The sequence below is a fragment of the Vibrio sp. R12-SG2-ISO1 genome (assembly GCF_059834045.1).
On the sequence record NZ_JCBDGO010000008.1, the window covers coordinates 209221 to 229653 of the forward strand.

Here is a 20433-nt window from a genome sequence, read left to right on the forward strand (position 1 = left end):
TCCATAGACAAAAAAGAGTATGGCTAGACTTCGCTATGCCACACTCTTTAAGTTACGGTGAGCCAACCACATTTGTAAAGCCGTGGTCGCAAAAATGAGAAGATCAGTTGAGCAGTAGACTGTCGTCGGCTAACTCTTCACCCCGTACTTTGGTGAACATCTCGAGCAAATCAGGCACTGTCATGCCCGCTCGTTGCTGACCTTGAACATCGAGTACGATTTCACCTTGGTGGAGCATCACAGTGCGATCGCCACACGCAAGTGCATCTTTCATCGAATGCGTTACCATCATGACGGTCAAGTTGAACTCGCTGACAATGGTTTTGGTCAAATCAATAATGAACGCGGCCATACGTGGGTCCAGCGCGGCGGTGTGTTCATCAAGCAAGAGTAATTTGCTGTCCGATAAAGTGGCCATCACCAAGCTGACTGCTTGCCTCTGCCCGCCAGACAAAAGACCAATGTTATCACCCAAGCGGTCTTCCAACCCTAAGCCCAAAATGCTGATGCGCTCTTGAAACAGACGACGCCGTTTGCTCGACAAGGAGAGACTCCAACCGCGCTTTTTGCCTCGCATATAGGCCAGCGCCATGTTCTCTTCAATGGTGAGCTCACCACAAGTGCCTGCCAACGGGTCTTGGAACACGCGCGCACATTGACTGGCGCGCTGGGAAACCGTTTGTCTTGTCACATCCAGTTCATCGATCACCACTTGTCCACCCACCATAGGTGTTTCACCGGTGACGGCACCAAGCAGCGTCGATTTACCCGCACCGTTTGAGCCGATCACGGTTAAAAACTGATGCTGAGGTACCTCAAGATCGACACCTCTTAGCGCGCGATTTTCCAAAATGGTCCCTGGGTTAAAGGTGACTTGAATATCTTTTAGCCGAATCATGCGACGCCTCCATTGCTATCGTTTTGCTTTGACGCCCGTGGTGCCTCGGCAGGACTAGGCTTTTTTGCCTTTATGTTGCCTTTCAACTTCGGTGCAATCAGTGCTAGCGCAACCAATACTGCTGTCACTAAGTTAAGATCAGAAGCTTGTAAACCGAACATGCCAGAGCTGAGCGCAAAGGCGACAGCCAAACGGTAGAGCACAGAGCCGACGATCACCGCTACCACCGCGACCCAAATTCGTCGACCCGGGATCAAAGTTTGACCAAGAATCACCGCCGCGAGACCGACAACGATCGTGCCGACCCCGGAGGTGACGTCGGCAAAGCTGTTGGTCTGCGCAAACAAGGCCCCCGCGAAACCCACGAATCCATTGGATAGAGCAAGGCCAAAATAGGTGTAAAAGGAGGTGCTTGCACCTTGTGCTGAGACCATGCGCGCATTCACACCTGTCGCTCTCAGCCCTAAACCGAAATCACTGTTGAGGAGTCGAATGACGAACCATGCGGATAACAGCACCAACACGCCCACTAACAGCGGTCGAACCAACATGGGATCGCCCATCGTTTCGAACGGTGTCAGAATGGTATCTTCACCCAACAACGCCATGTTAGGGCGACCCATGATGCGAATATTGATCGAAAATGCGGCGATCATGGTGAGTATCGACGCCAACAGATGCAAGATGCCACAGCGCACGGCAAGAAAGGCCGTGACCCACCCTGTCATCGCTCCGGCAACAATAGCCATAAAGGTTGCAACCCAAGGGTTAATGCCCGCAACTATCGCAGTCGCCGCCACGGCGGCTCCCATAGGAAAGCTACCATCAACACTTAGGTCAGGAAAATCAAGTACACGAAAGGTAAGGTACACGCCAAGTGCCACAAGGCCGTAGATTAATCCAATCTCAAGTGCACCAAAAAAAGCGAAAGCAGACATAAAAACTCCCTTTTCTGCTAATACTCTCCGTTTTTCAGGTGAGAGGTGAGGGAGAACGGGCCTCCCTCGTCAGTGAATTACTTCACGCTTGTCGCTCGTTCAATCACGGCGCTAGGAATCGTGACGCCGAGTTTATCAGCCGCCGTTTTGTTAACCACGAGGTCAGAGCCTTTCGCCACTTTGACATCCAATGTCCCTGGCTCAGCGCCTTCTAGAATCGCGGCAACATAATCGGCAGTTTGCACGCCGACTTGGTAGTAATCAAAGCCCAAGCTTGCAATCGCACCTTTTTCTACATAGGAAGTTGCTCCGCCTAACACGGGTGTTTTCGCTTGGTTTGCCGCCACGATCATACCTTCGATCGCGCTGGCAACGGTGTTATCGGTCGGTGCGTAAATTACGTCAGATTTGGCCGCAATGGCTTGTGTCGCTGACTGAACGTCTGCACTTTTCAGCGCCGTCGCTTCGACCACCGTTAGGCCTTTTTCCGCAGCGGCCTCTTTTAACAGCTCGACTAACGTCACCGCATTGGCTTCACCTGGGTTAAACACCACACCAATAGACTTGGCTTCAGGTAAGATCTCTTGGATAAGCTCAACATGCTGCTTGACAGGCGAGAGGTCAGAAAGACCGGTGACATTCTTGCCCGGTTGTTCCAGTTGCTTAACCAGTTTCGCGCCCACTGGATCCGTGACCGCCGTAAATACCACTGGAATGTTACGCGTTGCCGACACCAAGGCTTGCGCCGTCGGCGTTGCAATGCCTACCAATACATCTGGGTTTTCACCAACAAACTGACGAGCGATCTGAACGGCAATCGCTGGGTTACCTTGTGCGGTTTTATAATCAAATTCTAGGTTTTCGCCCTGTTTGTACCCTTTCGCTGCCAAACCATCTAATAGACCTTGACGAGTCGCATCAAGCGCTGGGTGTTCAACGATCTGTGAAACAGCAACCGTAGCAGTTTTCGCTGCAATAGAGGTCGCATTAAGAAGCGCCGCACTGGCCAGTACTGCGGTGGCAAAGATTTTACCTGCTTTCATCTTAACTCCTTGATATAAGCAATAACGATGTTGTGTTTGTAATTAATGAGGGTGTGCTTGTAATAGTTATACCCATGCTTCATGTATGAGCATGGTATTCATTATTACCAACAAGGTGATGAAAAAGGAAGCAACTTTTAACAGTGCAGTAACAAAAAAGAGAGGCGGGTAGACTTCAGTCACGACTGACGTTCAGCATGGATTAAAATGTTACGCGGCGTGGTTTCTCTCGAACAAAATTCGCCTAAGTAGACGCGGTATCCGTTCTGCTCTAGGTAGAGCGCTTTGTCCATCACTAGCCACAGTTCAAGCACACGGCGAAAAACTTGCTGACAAAGACTCAATCGCTCCATCTGCCAATAACGCCTCATCCCCTGCTGTTCATAGTCAGCAAAGTCAACGCTCGGTAATTCTATCCCCTTTTGTTTACATGCCCAGTGACAAAACGACTCAAAGCCTTCGGATAACTGTGATTTTTTCACACTGGGGATCGGCTCATAGTGACGATAACCCAATGTTTGACGAAACAGACAATCGAGCCCTAGTCGATACCTCATTTCCAGTTGGCGATGGCGTTTGACTCGCTCGCCGCCAGTCACGGTTTCTTGTAGCGGGATCCGCAGTTCTTGCTGGGTTAATCCAAGGCTTGATGCCTTTCCTTGAGCCGAGAGAGTTTGATAGGTCTCATCTTCGATTAAATGATAACAGCAGGGTGATAAGGTCACAGCGGGCAGCTTTGCGGCAATGGACTTGTGCATGAGTGAAACGTGTAAATCACCACAAGCGTGAAGCGCCACCGCGTGTTGATTAGGCTTTAGTACCGATTGGCTTTCGTTGCTCAATGCATCGCCTTGAACAAACGTCATCGTCAAGCCCATCTGATCCGCTTCCGCTTGCCCAGATAAACAGAGAGCCGCTTGGTACTCGAAACTGGTGACGTTTTGCTGAGATTGACTCGCCAAGATACGGCCGAGATAACCTTTACCCGAACACCACTCCAACCACTCATCGCCTTTGTGATGCGCCAGCGCTGCGCTGCCCATTAAGGTGATCTGTCGAAGTTTTCTACCGGGGATCCCTTTGTCTAATCCGCGAGGCAGTGACATGCTCTCAACGTCTGTCGATAGATGGCTCGCGGTCGGTAGTGAATGGGGCGATAAATCGGTAAGCGCTTTGATATTGCCTAGCTCAGGAAAATGTGGCGTCATCGCGGCGAGCAGCGCATCGGTATCCGATTTGTACTGCTCAATCTCCTCATCCGACAAGGCATTTAACCAATGGCAAAGATCGGGGTTGATCGCTTGCCAAGGTAGAGAAGAGGCGCTGCTCGCGAGAAAAGGCTCAAAACGCCAATAGACTTGATGTTGGCGTAAATAGTCATCCAGCGCTTGGAAGTGCCTCTCGATCATCGCACTGGCAGTTCGATGTCTTTAAACATCTCTTCAATTTCGGCGTTGGATTTTAACGTCAGAGCTTGCTCAACCACAGGGCGAGTCAAGTGTGGCGCAAAGCGCTCCATAAAATCAAACATGTAAGAGCGCAAGAAGGTACCACGACGGAACCCGATACTGGTGGTGCTGGCGCCAAAGATGTGGCTTGCATCGATGGAAACCAAATCGGTATCCTGAGTTTTATCAATCGCCATGCTGGCAATCACGCCGACTCCCATGCCCATTTTTACATAGGTTTTAATCACATCTGCATCGGTCGCAGTGAACACGACTCTTGGCGTTAAACCAACCTTATTAAAGGCCGTATCGAGCTCAGAGCGGCCTGTGAAGCCGAAGACGTAAGTCACCAGAGGGTATGAGGCAAGATCTTGAATGGTCACCTGAGCTTTCTGCGCCAATGGGTGATTTTTAGGTACCACAATAGAGCGATTCCAGTGGTAACACGGCAACATGATGGCATCTTGGTAAAGGTGCAGTGCTTCCGTCGCAATGGCAAAGTTGGCAGTGCCTTTCGCAATCGCTTCTGACATTTGCGAAGGGGTGCCTTGGTGCATGTGAAGGGAGACTTTAGGGTATCGCGCCGTAAACCCTTTGATCACATCCGGCAAGGCATAACGCGCTTGGGTATGGGTCGTTGAGATATTGAGCGTGCCCATCTCCGGGTGAGTGTGCTCACCGGCGACCGCTTTGATGCTCTCAACACGCGCGAGGATCTCTTGAGAAATACGAATGATGTCTTGGCCCGCGCCCGTTACCTGGGTAAGGTGTTTGCCGCTGCGCTCGAATATTTGAATCCCGAGTTCATCTTCAAGTAATCGCACCTGCTTGCTGATGCCAGGCTGCGATGTATAAAGACTTTCCGCCGTCGCGGAGACATTCAAATTGTGATTGACCACCTCAACAATGTACTTCAATTGTTGTAATTTCATTCTCGACCTCGTATTCCCTTACCTACGCACGGCAAGTGCCAACATATTTTATAATATTTAGTTATAACGCCTCTAGGCTTAAAATAATAGTCCTATGCTTTAAATGCGACGCAAAAGCATAACCAAATTGGATTCAAGCGGATGTTTTGCAAGCAGAGGCACAGATTTGCTCAGCAGTTGATGTTTTTCATTACTTTAAATAATCTGTTGAGTAATAATATAAAAAAGTGTCTAGCGGCGATGGATCATGTATCCTTAACTGCTAACCATGACGGAACATAAGATACGGAATTTATGAATATTGGTTTAATCATAGCGCTCGTTGCCATCTTGTTGGTTCTCGTTCTTGGCTACAACATTATGCTTCAGTATAAAGTGAAAGTTGAAACGGCCAAGAAACAAGAAAGCTCACGTTACCTGCAAATCATTGATGCAACAGAAGAACTTATCGGTCACGCGCACCACCTTCCTTATAGTAAAGAGCTACTCGTTTGCCTAAACAATCGTATCTTAGATTCATTGCAAAGCATGTATGAACTGGATCCAAGGAACAAACAGTTGGAGCAGCGTGTTGAATCCGTCAAACAACAAATTACCCAATTAAAAAATAGTGAGTCAGGTGAGAGTACCGCTTTCAAGGTGCCGACCAGTGACAAACAAGCCATTGTGATGCTTAAGCTGGTGAAACGTCTTCGTGATACCGTTCGCAGCGAACATAACAAAGGACGCCTAGACACTCAGACTTTCGTCACTGAGAACGCGCGTCTGGAGACCATTCAGATTCGCATCAATATCGAAAATGTTATCAAACGTTCCAACGATGCCATCGTACGTGGCCAACCAGGTACCGCGATTCAACTGCTACGCAAAGGCTTGGATGCATTAAGCACAAAAAATGACGCGTACTCCAACCAAGCGAGAGAAAAGCTGCAAGAGATGTATGATCAGCTTGAGCAGAAACGTCAATCGCGCAACGCGGAAGAGTTACACCAAATCGAAGAGAAAGAACGTCAAGACGATATGGACGTGCTCTTTGGTGCCAAGAAAAAATGGTAATATAATCAGTTATCACCCTTTTCAAAGGTCGCGATTGCGACCTTTTCTATTTAAACAGAAACCCCATGTCAGATTTAGCTCAATACCAGGATTTACTCTCTCCCATCCATCAATTTCTTCATTGTCACACCCCAGAGGAGTGGGTCAACGAAGCGAGTAAACCAGAGAACCTGAAAACCGTGTTGATCGACCACTTGCTTTGCGAGCTAAAGGCAGGCCAATCTGCGATGTACTTAATTCGCAAGTATGCGGTCGACCCATCGAGTGCGACAGCGTTACTTGAATGGTTCAAGCCCTATGAAGATTTCGCTTATCGTCAAACGGGTAACCTAGAGACACTGAAAGGCAAAAGCAACATTACTAAGTCAATCATGGCGAAATCGGATTCAGCCTACAGCCAAGCGCTGATTGATAAGATGGTGTTACTGATCAAAGAAGAGTTACACCACTTCTATCAGGTACTGGAAATCATGGAACAACGAGGAATCACGTACGAGCCGATTCCTGCCAGCCGATACGCAAAAGGCCTTATATCAGAGATGGCAACGCATGAGCCGCAAACACTGATCGATAAATTGATCATTGGCGCATATATCGAGGCGAGATCGTGCGAACGTTTTGCCAAACTGGCGCCATTAATGGATGAAGATATTGGTAAGTTTTATATTTCCCTGCTCCGCTCAGAAGCGCGCCATTATCAAGACTATCTTGTGCTCGCTGAGGAGATCGCAGGCAAAGACATCTCAGATCGCATTCACTATTTTGGTCAGAAAGAAGCCTCGCTTATTTCATCACCCGATGCTGATTTTAAGTTCCACAGTGGCGTACCACTTTGCGCCGAATAACCCCAAAAACGCACAAGGCCAGCAATTTGCTGGCCTTGTTGGTCATACACTATGATTTAAGCCAATGTGGCGTTGATCTCTGCCAACACTGCCGCAGGGTCGCTCGCCTGCGTGATAGGGCGACCAATCACCAGATAATCTGACCCTGCTTGAATAGCATCAACAGGCGTCATAATACGCTTCTGATCCCCCACTGCTGCGCCCGCTGGTCGAATGCCTGGTGTGACCAATTTAAACTCACGACCCAACTCACTCTTAAGCATGCTCGCTTCTTGCGCCGAACAAACAACACCGTCCAGCCCAGAATTTTTAGTGAGCGTTGCAAGGCGTACCACTTGCTCTTTAGGCGCGACATCCAATCCAATGCCCGCGAGATCCTGCTGCTCCATACTCGTTAGTACAGTAACTCCGATGAGCAGCGGGCGATCTTTGCCATAAGGCTCCAGTATCTCACGTGATGCCGTCATCATGCGTTCTCCGCCACTGGCGTGAACATTGACCATCCATACCCCCATCTCAGCAGCAGCGCGAACGGCCTTTGAGCAGGTGTTTGGAATATCGTGAAACTTGAGGTCGAGAAAAACAGAAAAGCCGCGCTTGTGCAGCTCATTGACGAAATTGGGACCAAAGAGAGTAAACATCTCTTTACCAACTTTGAGTCGGCAAGACGCTGGGTCGATTTTATCAACAAAAGCCAGTGCGTCAGCTTGGTTGTCATAATCCAGCGCAACTATCACTTTTTGGTCGATCATTTCATCTCCTAATGTATCTATAAGTCGAAAAAAAGCAGCGGGATCGCCGCTGCATTTAAAAATTTATGGCTATTCGCCATCCAATCCTCGAATGGGCTTAATCGTGCCCCACCCTTTGCATGATGGACAATGCCAATAGAGGGAATGGGTTGAAAATCCGCATTTACGGCAACGATAGTGAGGCTTCACTTTTAACTGTTCACCCACCAACTTTTGCAGCGTTGCCAAGCTCGCTTTCGCGCGGCCCTCTTCTGCCTCCGCTAGATGATAATCCATCAAGCGATAAAAACCTTTCATTGTTGGGTTTTTAACCAGCTGCCTTGTGAGCAATTCTTGTGCTGCCCCTGCGCCTTCATGCTTGGCCACCAACTGAGCCAGCATCAGTTCCGCTGACACACCCGCTTTGTTGGTGATACAACGGCGCAAAAAATCCAATAGCGCTTCTTGATCACCAATGTGGTGATAGCACTCCGCCAACGTCGGCAACACTTCACTGACAAAGTCACTGTCTTGTTCAAGCACTTGTTCAAGGTAGTGAATGGTTTCAGCGTAATTTTCAGCATCAAGAAATAGACGTCCGAGCGCCAAAGAGGCTCGTACGCATTTGGGGTCTTCAGATAAAGCGCGCTTATAATGTTGCGTGGCTTTGTCGATGTTCCCCTCGAGTTTTTCTTGCGCTGCAAGCTCACACCAAAAATGCGCGATGCTACTGCGCATGCGCTTACGCCCCATCTTAACGAGAAGCGTGGCGTATTCTATTGCTTTGCCCCACTCTCGTGTCTGCTGATAAATCGCGACCAGTTGGCCTAATGCCGCTTCTCTGTGATCGGGCTCGTCCACGAGTTGTTCAAAAATCTTTTCCGCTCTATCGAGAAAACCCGACGCCATGTAATCTTTGGCTAACTGCTGCAACGCAATGTTTTTCTGGTCGATGGTCAGGCCTGAACGTGAGATAAGATTTTGGTGAATACGAATGGCTCTGTCCACTTCACCACGAGAGCGGAAGAGATTACCTAATGCTAAATGGGTATCTATGGTTTCATTGTCAACTTGGAGCAGTTCGATAAAGTGGTCGACCGCCTTATCGGACTGATCGGACAGCAACAAGTTTAGACCCGTCACGTACTGACGGGAAATCTGATTGGACTGTTTCTGCTTGTCTTGCTGGGCACTACGGTTACCCATATACCAACCGTAAGCGGCGGCAATTGGCAATAACAAGAAGAGTATTTCTAACATCGAGTGAAGAGCCTACCTAACGACTAAGTGTATTATGCGTTTGACTGCTCTGGTGTCGATTCAGCCGGAGAGAGTTTCTTGACCTGGCGTTTTAGTTTACGAACTTCAAGCTGAGAGCGTAAATGTAAACTGCCAAAGATGACCCAAGCAATCACAAAGCCAACGACAAATACCACGCCAAGTAGGGTTGAAAGATGGAATTCACCTTGAGCTAATAAGTAATTGAAGTTCACAACCTCTTGGTTTTGCGAACCTAATGCCAGCGCGACAAGAAACAGAGCCAGTACGATAACAATTTTTATAATTTTCATCTTCTATCACCTGAATGGACAAACGCTGCTACGATTATGCAGTAAAACCACTGAACAAACCATGGTTATCTCGGGTTTTCATTTTATAAAAAAACGGCATACCTAATGTATGCCGTTTTTTTATACTGCCTTCATCCGCTATGAATAAGGCAGTGAAAATCTATCCAATATTTACGCGTTCACGTAATTCTTTGCCCGGTTTAAAGTGGGGAACATACTTACCTTCGAGTTCCACTTTATCGCCTGTCTTTGGATTGCGACCCACACGAGGCTCACGGTAGTGCAAAGAAAAACTGCCAAAACCACGAATTTCAATGCGGTCACCACTTTCCAGTGTTGACGCCATGTGCTCGAGAATATCTTTTACCGCATCTTCAATTTCTTTTGCTGAAAGATGGGTCTGCTCAGCACAGAGTCTTTCTATCAATTCAGACTTAGTCATAGTATCCCTCGTAGAGTAATTTATCATTTATTATAGTTACTAATAGTAGTTCCAACAAACACTTGCTATCAATTTTAGACAAGATTTCATCAGTTTGTGTAGTCTTCGCGACAATTTCGTACGATTTCTACGAATTGGACACTAGGTCACTGATAGGCAATAAAAAAGGAGCCTTTCGGCTCCTTTTTCTAACTATCGACGAAATTACTCGCCTTTAGCAGCTTTGAAAGCGTCAGCCATAGCGTTACCGAATGAAGCATCGTCTGCTTTGTTCAGTGTAGCCATTGCTTCTTGCTCTTCAGCTTCGTCTTTCGCTTTGATAGACAAGTTGATTACGCGGTTCTTACGGTCAACGCCAGTAAATTTCGCTTCAACAGTGTCACCAGCGCTTAGGATTAGAGAAGCGTCTTCTACGCGGTCACGTGAAACTTCAGATGCGCGGATGTAACCTTCTACGCCTTCTTCAAGCTCGATAGTTGCACCTTTAGCGTCTACTGCAGTTACAGTACCGTTAACTAGAACGCCTTTCTTCTTCTCTGCAACGTAAGCATTGAATGGGTCATTTTCCATTTGCTTAACGCCTAGAGAGATACGCTCACGCTCTGCGTCTACTGCTAGAACAACTGCAGAGATCTCGTCGCCTTTCTTGTACTCACGAACCGCTTCTTCACCAGCAACGTTCCAAGAGATATCAGACAGGTGAACTAGACCGTCGATGCCGCCTTCTAGACCGATGAAGATACCGAAGTCAGTGATAGACTTGATCTTACCAGTTACTTTGTCGCCTTTAGCTTGCGCTTCAGCGAAAGACTGCCAAGGGTTAGCTTTACACTGTTTCAGACCTAGAGAGATACGACGACGTTCTTCGTCGATTTCAAGAACCATAACCTCAACTTCGTCGCCAACATTAACAACTTTAGATGGGTGGATGTTCTTGTTAGTCCAATCCATTTCAGAAACGTGTACTAGACCTTCAACGCCTTCTTCGATTTCAACGAAACAGCCGTAGTCAGTTAGGTTAGTTACGCGACCAGATAGTTTGTGACCTTCTGGGTAACGCTTAGCGATTGCTACCCATGGATCTTCGCCTAGCTGCTTAAGACCTAGTGATACGCGAGTACGCTCACGATCGAACTTAAGAACTTTAACTTGGATCTCGTCACCAACGTTTACGATCTCAGAAGGGTGCTTAACGCGCTTCCAAGCCATGTCAGTGATGTGTAGTAGGCCGTCAACGCCGCCTAGGTCTACGAATGCACCGTAGTCAGTAAGGTTCTTAACGATACCTTTAACTTCTGCGCCTTCTTGTAGAGTTTCTAGAAGCTCATCACGCTCAACGCTGTTCTCAGACTCGATTACCGCACGGCGAGAAACAACAACGTTGTTACGCTTCTGGTCAAGCTTGATAACTTTGAACTCTAGCTCTTTGTTTTCTAGGTGAGCAGTGTCACGGATAGGACGTACGTCTACTAGAGAACCTGGAAGGAAAGCACGGATACCGTTTAGTTCAACAGTGAAACCGCCTTTAACTTTACCGTTGATAATACCAACAACAGTTTCAGCTTCTTCGTAAGCTTTCTCAAGTACGATCCAAGCTTCGTGACGCTTCGCTTTCTCGCGAGAAAGTTGAGTTTCACCGAAACCATCTTCAACAGCGTCTAGCGCTACGTCTACTTCAGCACCCACTTCAACTTCAAGTTCGCCAGCAGCGTTCTTGAACTGTTCTGCAGGGATAGCAGACTCAGACTTAAGACCAGCGTCAACAAGAACGAAACCGTTCTCGATAGCTACTACAGTACCTTTAACGATGCTGCCTTGTTGGAATTCTGTTTCGTTTAGAAACTCTTCAAAGAGTTGAGCAAAAGATTCAGTCATTTAGTTAATCTTCAATAAATTAAACGTCCACGGGTGTCCTACCACATGGGGTTATTAAATTCGCCAGTCATCATCCATGCGACCAACGCTCTTACCTAGCCGCCTAAGCGACTAGCTTCGATTCGATATATTGTAGTGCCTTTTCTACCACTTCGTCGATACTCATCGAGGTAGAATCGAGCAAAAGCGCATCCTCTGCCGGGCGCAATGGCGCCACAGGGCGATTACGATCTCTGTCGTCTCGCTCTTGGATCTCGCTCAAAAGGTCGTCAAATTTAACATCTAACCCCTTGCCTTGCAACTGTTTGAGGCGACGATTCGCTCGCTCTTCAGCGCTGGCATCGAGAAAAATCTTCACCTCAGCTTGAGGAAAAACGACAGTACCCATGTCACGGCCATCGGCGACTAGCCCCTTCCCCTCAGCAAAGGCGCGTTGGCGTCTCAGTAGCGCTTCTCGTACACGTGGTAAAGCGGCCACTTTTGACGCGGCCATACCTGTCTCTTCTTTGCGAAGTTCGCGAGAAACATCTTCTCCTTCAAGAATAACGCGCACCAAATCGCCTTCTGCAACGAACTGGACGTCAAGATGAGTCGCAATCGGCACCAGTGCATCTTCAGATTCTAAATCGACACCATGATGAATAGCAGCCAAGGCTAATACGCGATAGATCGCGCCAGAATCGAGAAGATGAAAGCCTAATTTTTTTGCTAACAGCATGCAAAGCGTGCCTTTACCCGCACCACTTGGTCCATCAACGGTCACGACCGGTGTATGAGACGACATGTTTTACTCCAAGTCTATTGACGGTCACCGCGGTGATCTCCACAAAACACACGTTCAAATGGCAATGGCTCATGATTAAAACGTGACAACGTTGAGGTGAAGAGCAAAGTGCGTTGACCTTGAAATTCGGCGACAAATTATATACTCATACGCGTATTTTCGCTAGGCGGGATCGGGTGATAGTGCATTTAATTGGATATTGTTACAGAATGAAAATCTTTATCAGCGATAAAGAAGTGAATAAAAACCTACTAGAACTGCTGAGAGTGGGCATTCCTCTCTAGTAGGTTATTGATGCTTAAAAGGTCACATCGGTTGAAGGATCACGCTCAAAGTTTTATGCGATCTGCATTTTTTGTCACGATCGCCTCACCAATCCCTTTTACCTGGGTGAGATCATTGGCTGCACTAAACTTTCCGTTTGCTTGTCGATACTCTACGATAGCCTGAGCTTTCTTTATCCCAACCCCTGAGAGCAAATCGGCCAATTCTTCTGCACTGGCTTGATTGATGTTAACCGTTATTTCTATTCCTTCATACTTATCTGGTTGCTTTTGCTCATTGGCAAAAGAGAGTGGACTGGTCACAAAACACAGCGTAATCGCTGCGACAGAAAAGACGCTTTTCAAGCGTGCTAAAAGTCGGGATGCTTTCCCTCGCATAGGATCTCCTTAGTTCACTGAATTAACGCTACTAGAGTAGCGTGCGTATCCTCAGGAGAAAGTGCAAAAAGTAGAAAACATAACGGGCTGCAGATGCAGCCCGTTATGATGAGATTATCAATTACACGGTTAGCGTGCGATGCCTCGCACGCCAGCGGGGTTATTGAGCCACCGCGTAGTACTCGATATCGTAGGTTTTACGAAGAATACTCACCAGTCCACTGAGTTCTTGTTGTGAACTCGTCTGAAGCAGTTGATTACCAATTTGAGTGTTAAATTGAGCGTCGTACTCACTCGAGACTTGGCTTAATTCAACGATCACAATGTCGCCATTAAGGTCTTTGGTCTGAGCGTAATGAACTTCACCCGCTGCAGGTTTTGGCAACGCAAATACCGTCTGAGCATAAGGAGAACTGCGATCGATGGTTTCTACGTCTGAGAACGCCAGGCCATTCTCTTCCAATAGTGATGCGTCGCCTTGCTCTAACTGTTCGGTCATCGCTTTAGCAAGTTCAATGGCGTTTTGTTCACCTTTGACTTTAGCTAGCGACACCATCAACTGTTCGCGGACTTCACTAAGCGGCAGCAGTGTTTCATCACGACTCTCTTCAACACGCACCACGATAATGTGCTCTGGAGCAATCTCAATCGCTTCAGAGTTGAGGCCGTCTTCTTTCACTTCAGGGCTCACGATGGCTTGCATGACGGCTGCCGATCTTAGCACCTCAGGCGCATCAACTTGCGAGATGAAATCCGTCGTTGTGATTGTGGCGCCAATCGCTTTTGCTGCATCATCCAGTGAATCTGGGTACTCAAAGGCGACTTTTTCTAACTCACTTTGCACTTCGTAGAATTGATCGATGGCTTGCTGATCGGTGAGCTCTTGCTTAATAGACGCACTAACCTCTTCGAATGGCTTAGCGATCGCGTCTTTTCGCTCATCAAGCTTAATAATGTGGTAACCAAAATCTGACTTCACTAAACCTGAAATTTCACCTTCATTTTCCAAAGCAAAGGCCGCTTCTTCAAAGGCGGGATCCATCACGTCACGCTCGATGAAACCCAATGAACCGCCCTCTTCTGCACTGCCAAAGTCGTCTGACTTTTCTTGTGCCAAAGTAGCAAAATCTGCACCCGCTTGTAGCTCGTCTAAAATCGCTTGCGCTTTGGCTTCATCATCACCTTGGATAAGGATATGACTCACTTTACGCTGCTCATCAGAAGAGTATTTATCGAGATGCTCTTGATAATACTGCTTCGCTTGCTCATCGCTGATCTCAATCGATTCCTTAAGCGCCTGAGCAGACAATTCGATGTACGCAACTTTTACTTGCTCTGGGCGAGTGTAACGCTCAGGGTTTTGTTCGTAATAGGCCTGAATCTCTTCTTCAGACAGATTCGCTTTGTTGGCAAACTCTTCTAGAGAGAGTGTGACCTTTTTAATATCACGAGTTTGAGTCAACAGTTGGCCCTGTGCTTCCACTTCATTATCAAGCACAAAGTCACTGCTCTGGATGGCAGTCAGTAACTGATTACGCATTAAGTCACGACGCAAGTACTCAGCAAAACTTTCAGCACTGAAGCCCGCACGACGCAACGCAGATTGGTAGATGTCCTGATCGAACTTGCCATCAATTTGGAATTGAGGCATGTCCAAAATAAGCGTACGAACCAGAGCATCGCTCACGCGTAGCCCCAATGACTCAGCATGCTGCTCTAGCAACGCATCGTTGACCATTCGATCCAACACAGATTTGCGGAAAGATTGCACATAACTTGGGTCAGCCAACAGGTTTGAGAAGTAATCGCCAAGCTGAGCTTGCATTCGGTTACGTTCGTTTTGGTAAGCCTGTTCAAACTCACCACGACCAATCTCAACATTCCCTACTTTTGCTGCTGAATTGTTTGAGCCACCGACAATGTAGCTACCCACACCTGCAAAAACGAAAGATAGGATGATAAGCCCTAGGATAATTTTAACCGCGATGCTGTTCACGCCCTCGCGTAATCGGTCCATCATACTGAAACTACTCTCCGCTTGTACCCTGCCCAAGATGCTTACATTTTGAGCAGCAAGTACTTAATTGAACTAAAAAAACTATTAGCGCGATAATACCAGAAAAAGAAATGCGCATCAGTAGGATGCGCATAATTTAAAAAGGTTCGAAAAAACTGCAAATGCAGTCAAATTTCTGAATTAGTTACAAGCGTCTTTTAGAGCTTTACCGGCTTTGAATGCTGGTACTTTCGCTTCTGCGATTTGGATTTCTTCACCCGTCTTAGGGTTACGACCTGTGCGAGCTGCACGAGTACGTACGCTGAATGTGCCAAAGCCAACTAATGCGACTTGATCACCAGACTGTAGAGTGTCACCTACAGCTTCGATGAAAGCGTCTAGTGCGCGACCTGCTGAAGCTTTAGATAGGTCTGCGTTTTCTGCGATTTTTTCTACTAATTGTGTTTTATTCACTGTGATTCCCCTTTGTGCCGCCTGTTTTATTTTTAATGAGACAGCTGTGTTCCATTTTCATTTCCAAATATAAGCGCAAGCCTTATCAGACAAGGGCTGGCGCTTTAAGAGCTAACGTTAGCGCCCAAAAAAAACGCTGACAAGCCTTTTTCGGCTAATCAGCGTAATCTTTTACTTATTTTTGCTGCACATCACTCTTTTTAGTGAGCAAATTCAACACCTGACGGGTCTTTTTCGAGTGCGACTTTCAGGACTTCATCAATCCATTGAACCGGAATCACTTTCAGATCCGCGATGACGTTACTTGGAATCTCTTCCAAATCGCGTTCATTGTCTTTTGGAATAAGAACCGTTGTGATACCACCACGGTGCGCCGCCAGCAGTTTTTCTTTCAAACCACCAATCGGTAACACTTCACCACGCAGCGTGATCTCACCTGTCATGGCCACTTCGGCTTTGACTGGGTTACCTGTCAAGCTAGACACCAAAGCGGTACACATCGCGATACCGGCGCTCGGACCATCTTTAGGCGTGGCACCTTCAGGTACGTGGACGTGAATATCACGCTTTTCGTAAAAGTCAGGGTTGATACCCAAGCTTTCAGCGCGCGAACGCACCACGGTCATCGCTGCTTGAATCGATTCCTGCATGACATCACCCAGTGAACCGGTTTGAGTCAACTTACCTTTACCTGGCATTGATTGGGTTTCGATGGTTAGCAGGTCACCGCCGACTTCCGTCCACGCTAATCCTGTTACCTGTCCAATGCGATTACTGTCTTCCGCTTTACCGTAATCATGGCGCTGAACACCTAGATACTCTTTGAGGTTATCCATGCTCACCGTCACTTTTTTCAAATCCGGTTTGAGCAGAATGTTCTTCACCGCTTTACGACAGATCTTCGAAATTTCACGCTCTAAGCTACGCACACCCGCTTCACGCGTGTAGTAGCGAATAATGCCGATGATCGCTGAGTCTTCAATGTAGATCTCACCCGCTTTCAAGCCGTTTCGCTTGATCTGCTTGTCGACCAAGTGACGTTTCGCAATGTTAAGCTTTTCATCTTCGGTGTAACCCGATAAACGAATCACTTCCATACGGTCAAGCAGTGGGCCTGGTATATTCATTGAGTTCGAAGTGGCAACAAACATCACATCGGACAGATCGTAATCCACTTCTAAGTAGTGGTCATTGAATGCGTTGTTTTGCTCCGGGTCGAGAACTTCAAGGAGCGCCGATGACGGATCACCACGCATATCCGATGACATTTTGTCGATTTCATCCAGCAAGAACAGCGGGTTTTTCACCCCCACTTTGGACATTTTTTGAATCAACTTGCCTGGCATGGAACCAATGTAGGTTCTGCGGTGACCACGGATTTCCGCTTCATCACGTACCCCACCTAACGCCATGCGCGTATATTTACGCCCGGTTGCCGCTGCGATAGAGCGCCCTAGCGAAGTCTTACCCACACCTGGTGGACCAACGAGACACAGGATAGGTCCTTTCAATTTATTGATGCGATTTTGCACCGCCAAGTATTCAAGAATGCGCTCTTTCACTCGCTCTAAGCCGTAGTGATCTTCGTTAAGCACTTCTTCCGCTTTGGCGAGGTTTTTCTTCACTTTCGAGCGCTTGTTCCATGGCACACCAATCATCCAATCGATGTAACCACGAACCACAGTTGCTTCTGCCGACATTGGCGACATCATCTTCAGCTTTTGCAGCTCTTGCTCAGTCTTCTCACGCGCTTCTTGCGGCATTTTCGCTTCAGCAATTTTTTGCTTGAGCGTCTCAAATTCGTCAACACCGTCTTCAGACTCGCCCAGCTCCTTCTGAATCGCTTTCATTTGCTCGTTCAGATAGTATTCGCGCTGCGACTTTTCCATCTGCTTCTTAACGCGTGTACGAATACGCTTTTCAACTTGAAGCAAATCGATTTCTGATTCCATCTGCCCCATCAAAAACTCTAGACGCTCTGTGACATCAAGAATTTCCAACACACTCTGTTTTTCAGCCAACTTGAGTGGCATGTGCGCTGCAATCGTATCCGCCAGACGTGCGGCTTCATCGATGCCACTTAACGAGGTTAGAACTTCAGGTGGGATTTTTTTGTTGAGCTTGATAAAGCCTTCGAACTGGTTGATCGCGCTGCGAACGATCACTTCTTGCTCTCGCTCGTCCAGTGGCTCAGTCAACAAAAATTCTGCATCCGCAGTGAAGAACTCTTCTTCATAAAACTGATGGATTTTCGCGCGCTGCTGACCTTCGACCAGTACTTTCACCGTACCGTCAGGGAGCTTAAGCAACTGCAAAATGGTGGCGACCGTTCCTACCTCAAACAGATCGTCTTTCGTGGGTTCGTCGGTGTCAGCTTCTTTTTGTGCCACCAACAAGACTTGCTTGTCGTTGTCCATTGCAGCTTCTAGGCACGCAATCGACTTTTCACGACCAACAAACAAAGGAATTACCATATGCGGGTAAACCACTACATCTCTTAGAGGTAGTACGGGGATCTCGATACGTTCGGAACGTTCCAAGTTCATATTCTTCTCTCTTCCGCTTAGTCTTATGAGCAGTATATGGGGGCTAATTGGTTGGATTCAATGGAAGAATAAAAAAAAGGGAGTAATTGATTACTCCCTTTCTTACACCATCTTAGTTTGTGAATCCGATTAAGATTCAGCGCCAGCGGCTTGGTTATCGGCGTTGCTATAAATCAGCAACGGATCCGATTCGCCTTTAATCACTGACTCATCAATCACGACTTTGCTGACGTCGTTCATTGATGGCAATTCGTACATGGTCTCAAGCAGAACACTCTCGAGGATAGAACGAAGACCACGAGCACCTGTTTTGCGCTCCATGGCTTTCTTCGCAATCGCACGCAATGCATCTTCACGGAATTCAAGCTCAGCATCTTCTAGCTCGAACAGTGCCGCGTACTGCTTAGTTAATGCGTTCTTAGGCTCGCACAAGATCTGAATCAAGGCTTCTTCGTCAAGCTCAGTCAACGTTGTCGTTACAGGAAGACGACCAATGAACTCAGGAATTAAACCATATTTAACCAGATCTTCAGGCTCCACTTGAGTGAACAACTCACCCACGGTTTTGGTCTCGTCTTTTGAACGCACTTCTGCGCCAAAACCGATACCTGTGCCTGTTGCGACGCGCTGCTCAATCACTTTATCCAAGCCGGCAAATGCACCGCCACAGATAAAGAGGATTTTGGAGGTATCCACTTGCAAGAACTCTTGTTGTGGATGCTTACGGCCCCCTTGAGGAGGAACGGATGCGACCGTACCTTCAATCAATTTAAGCAACGCTTGCTGCACACCTTCACCCGACACGTCGCGGGTAATTGAAGGGTTTTCCGCTTTACGCGAAATTTTATCGATCTCATCGATATAAACGATACCACGTTCTGCTTTCGCCACGTCGTAATCGCATTTTTGCAGCAGTTTTTGGATGATGTTTTCTACGTCTTCGCCCACGTAACCCGCTTCTGTCAGCGTGGTCGCGTCAGCCATAGTAAATGGTACATCAAGGAAACGCGCTAACGTTTCTGCAAGTAATGTTTTACCACTACCCGTAGGACCAATCAGAAGGATGTTACTCTTACCTAGCTCAACACCTTCGCTGGTCGTGTCCCCATTACGTAAACGCTTATAGTGGTTATAAACGGCTACTGCTAACACTTTTTTAGCGTAATCTTGGCCAATCACATAATCATCAAGGTGGGCACGGATCTCGCGCGGCACCGGCAGTGCTTCTGACTGTTTTTTCGGAAGCACGTCTTTGATTTCTTCACGGATGATGTCATTACATAAGTCGACACATTCATCACAGATGTAGACTGACGGACCAGCGATCAGCTTGCGAACTTCGTGCTGGCTTTTGCCGCAGAAAGAGCAGTAAAGAAGCTTACTACTACCGCTCTCTTTGCTTTTATCTGTCATTCGCTAACCTCTTAGCCTTTACTCTTTATGATTTGAGTGTACATCAAATCATTCATAATTGCGCAGAACAATTTGCTCTGGCTTATTCACCGCGATGCGTTAATACCGCGTCCACCAAACCATATTCAACGGCTTGTTCGGCTGCCATAAAGTTGTCACGGTCGGTATCACGTTCAATCACTTCAAGCGGTTGACCCGTGTGCTCTGACAATAGCTTGTTGAGCTTCTGCTTGATGGTCAAAATTTCTTGCGCATGAATTTGGATATCTGACGCTTGTCCTTGGAACCCACCCAGCGGTTGGTGAATCATCACGCGTGAGTTAGGCAATACATAACGTTTGCCTGGCGCACCACCAGCAAGCAGGAAGGCCCCCATAGAACACGCTTGTCCCATACAAACGGTACTGACGTTAGGTTTGATGAACTGCATGGTGTCATAGATTGACATACCCGCAGTCACACTGCCGCCTGGCGAGTTGATGTAGAGGAAGATGTCTTTATCAGGATTTTCAGATTCTAAGAAAAGCAGCTGTGCCACGACAAGATTTGCCATATGGTCTTCCACTTGACCAGTCAGGAAAATTACACGCTCTTTAAGTAGACGTGAATAAATGTCGTAGGAACGTTCACCTCGGGAAGTTTGTTCAACCACCATGGGTACTAGCGCGTCTAGAATTGGCGACATTGCATTTTTTTCTTGGTAGCTCATATTCTTATGTCCCTAAAATAAATGGCCCGGATGATAATATCATACGGACCATTGTTAGCAGAATAGTCGA

Annotated in this window: 19 protein-coding genes; 2 read left to right on the forward strand and 17 right to left on the reverse strand. The window is 47.3% G+C overall.

Features of this window, described 5'->3' with window-relative positions:
- Nucleotides 1-103 precede the first annotated feature (103 nt).
- From AC6R10_RS06350 to cysB, 5 genes are all read right to left on the reverse strand, one after another.
- A complete protein-coding gene (locus AC6R10_RS06350; RefSeq protein WP_334552559.1) occupies nucleotides 104-898 on the reverse strand; it encodes an ABC transporter ATP-binding protein in 795 nt (264 codons plus the stop codon).
- Entirely contained in the window at nucleotides 895-1836 is a 942-nt protein-coding gene (locus tag AC6R10_RS06355) for an ABC transporter permease (protein WP_334552560.1), read from the reverse strand. Before AC6R10_RS06355 ends, AC6R10_RS06350 begins: the two co-directional genes overlap by 4 nt.
- Nucleotides 1837-1913: 77 nt before the next feature.
- Entirely contained in the window at nucleotides 1914-2879 is a 966-nt protein-coding gene (locus AC6R10_RS06360; RefSeq protein ID WP_334552561.1) for an ABC transporter substrate-binding protein, read from the reverse strand.
- A gap of 179 nt (nucleotides 2880-3058) precedes the next feature.
- On the reverse strand, nucleotides 3059-4285 hold the full coding sequence (locus tag AC6R10_RS06365; protein WP_500672019.1) for a methyltransferase: 1227 nt from the start codon (nucleotides 4283-4285) through the stop codon (nucleotides 3059-3061).
- Nucleotides 4285-5259: an HTH-type transcriptional regulator CysB gene (gene cysB, locus AC6R10_RS06370; RefSeq protein WP_334552562.1), complete on the reverse strand. Its 975-nt coding sequence runs from the start codon at nucleotides 5257-5259 to the stop codon at nucleotides 4285-4287. Before cysB ends, AC6R10_RS06365 begins: the two co-directional genes overlap by 1 nt.
- A gap of 294 nt (nucleotides 5260-5553) precedes the next feature.
- Here cysB and AC6R10_RS06375 point away from each other — a divergent pair, with 294 nt between their 5' ends.
- The gene (locus AC6R10_RS06375; protein WP_500626089.1) at nucleotides 5554-6315 is read left to right on the forward strand and encodes a DNA repair protein; all 762 of its coding nucleotides are present in this window, start codon (nucleotides 5554-5556) and stop codon (nucleotides 6313-6315) included.
- A 65-nt stretch (nucleotides 6316-6380) separates the two neighbouring features.
- On the forward strand, nucleotides 6381-7160 hold the full coding sequence (gene miaE, locus AC6R10_RS06380; RefSeq protein ID WP_500630055.1) for a tRNA isopentenyl-2-thiomethyl-A-37 hydroxylase MiaE: 780 nt from the start codon (nucleotides 6381-6383) through the stop codon (nucleotides 7158-7160).
- A gap of 56 nt (nucleotides 7161-7216) precedes the next feature.
- Here the strand turns inward: miaE and pyrF are convergent, their stop codons facing one another.
- From pyrF to clpP, 12 genes are all read right to left on the reverse strand, one after another.
- Nucleotides 7217-7912 (reverse strand): orotidine-5'-phosphate decarboxylase, encoded by a 696-nt coding sequence (pyrF, locus tag AC6R10_RS06385; protein WP_500626087.1) that lies wholly within the window; start codon nucleotides 7910-7912, stop codon nucleotides 7217-7219.
- 69 nt (nucleotides 7913-7981) lie between these two features.
- A complete protein-coding gene (lapB, locus tag AC6R10_RS06390; RefSeq protein ID WP_334552566.1) occupies nucleotides 7982-9151 on the reverse strand; it encodes a lipopolysaccharide assembly protein LapB in 1170 nt (389 codons plus the stop codon).
- Between the two features lie 32 nt (nucleotides 9152-9183).
- Nucleotides 9184-9462, reverse strand: a complete 279-nt coding sequence (locus tag AC6R10_RS06395; RefSeq protein WP_334552567.1) for a lipopolysaccharide assembly protein LapA domain-containing protein — start codon at nucleotides 9460-9462, stop codon at nucleotides 9184-9186.
- 160 nt (nucleotides 9463-9622) lie between these two features.
- Nucleotides 9623-9904 carry an integration host factor subunit beta gene (ihfB, locus tag AC6R10_RS06400; RefSeq protein WP_011080796.1) on the reverse strand — a complete coding sequence of 94 codons (282 nt, stop codon included), beginning with the start codon at nucleotides 9902-9904 and terminating at the stop codon, nucleotides 9623-9625.
- 204 nt (nucleotides 9905-10108) lie between these two features.
- A complete protein-coding gene (rpsA, locus tag AC6R10_RS06405) occupies nucleotides 10109-11779 on the reverse strand; it encodes a 30S ribosomal protein S1 (protein WP_334552568.1) in 1671 nt (556 codons plus the stop codon).
- A 103-nt stretch (nucleotides 11780-11882) separates the two neighbouring features.
- Nucleotides 11883-12563 carry a (d)CMP kinase gene (gene cmk, locus AC6R10_RS06410; RefSeq protein WP_334552569.1) on the reverse strand — a complete coding sequence of 227 codons (681 nt, stop codon included), beginning with the start codon at nucleotides 12561-12563 and terminating at the stop codon, nucleotides 11883-11885.
- Nucleotides 12564-12892: 329 nt separating this feature from the next.
- Nucleotides 12893-13225, reverse strand: coding sequence for a ComEA family DNA-binding protein (locus AC6R10_RS06415; RefSeq protein ID WP_500626086.1), 333 nt, complete (start codon nucleotides 13223-13225; stop codon nucleotides 12893-12895).
- Nucleotides 13226-13385: 160 nt separating this feature from the next.
- Nucleotides 13386-15245, reverse strand: a complete 1860-nt coding sequence (ppiD, locus tag AC6R10_RS06420; protein ID WP_500671802.1) for a peptidylprolyl isomerase — start codon at nucleotides 15243-15245, stop codon at nucleotides 13386-13388.
- Nucleotides 15246-15422: 177 nt separating this feature from the next.
- The gene (gene hbs, locus AC6R10_RS06425) at nucleotides 15423-15701 is read right to left on the reverse strand and encodes a non-specific DNA-binding protein Hbs (RefSeq protein ID WP_334552786.1); all 279 of its coding nucleotides are present in this window, start codon (nucleotides 15699-15701) and stop codon (nucleotides 15423-15425) included.
- A 194-nt stretch (nucleotides 15702-15895) separates the two neighbouring features.
- Nucleotides 15896-18241: an endopeptidase La gene (gene lon / locus AC6R10_RS06430; RefSeq protein ID WP_500671803.1), complete on the reverse strand. Its 2346-nt coding sequence runs from the start codon at nucleotides 18239-18241 to the stop codon at nucleotides 15896-15898.
- A gap of 129 nt (nucleotides 18242-18370) precedes the next feature.
- Nucleotides 18371-19654, reverse strand: coding sequence for an ATP-dependent protease ATP-binding subunit ClpX (gene clpX, locus AC6R10_RS06435; protein ID WP_334552573.1), 1284 nt, complete (start codon nucleotides 19652-19654; stop codon nucleotides 18371-18373).
- An 82-nt stretch (nucleotides 19655-19736) separates the two neighbouring features.
- Nucleotides 19737-20363: an ATP-dependent Clp endopeptidase proteolytic subunit ClpP gene (gene clpP / locus AC6R10_RS06440; protein ID WP_334552574.1), complete on the reverse strand. Its 627-nt coding sequence runs from the start codon at nucleotides 20361-20363 to the stop codon at nucleotides 19737-19739.
- Between the last annotated feature and the right edge of the window lie 70 nt (nucleotides 20364-20433).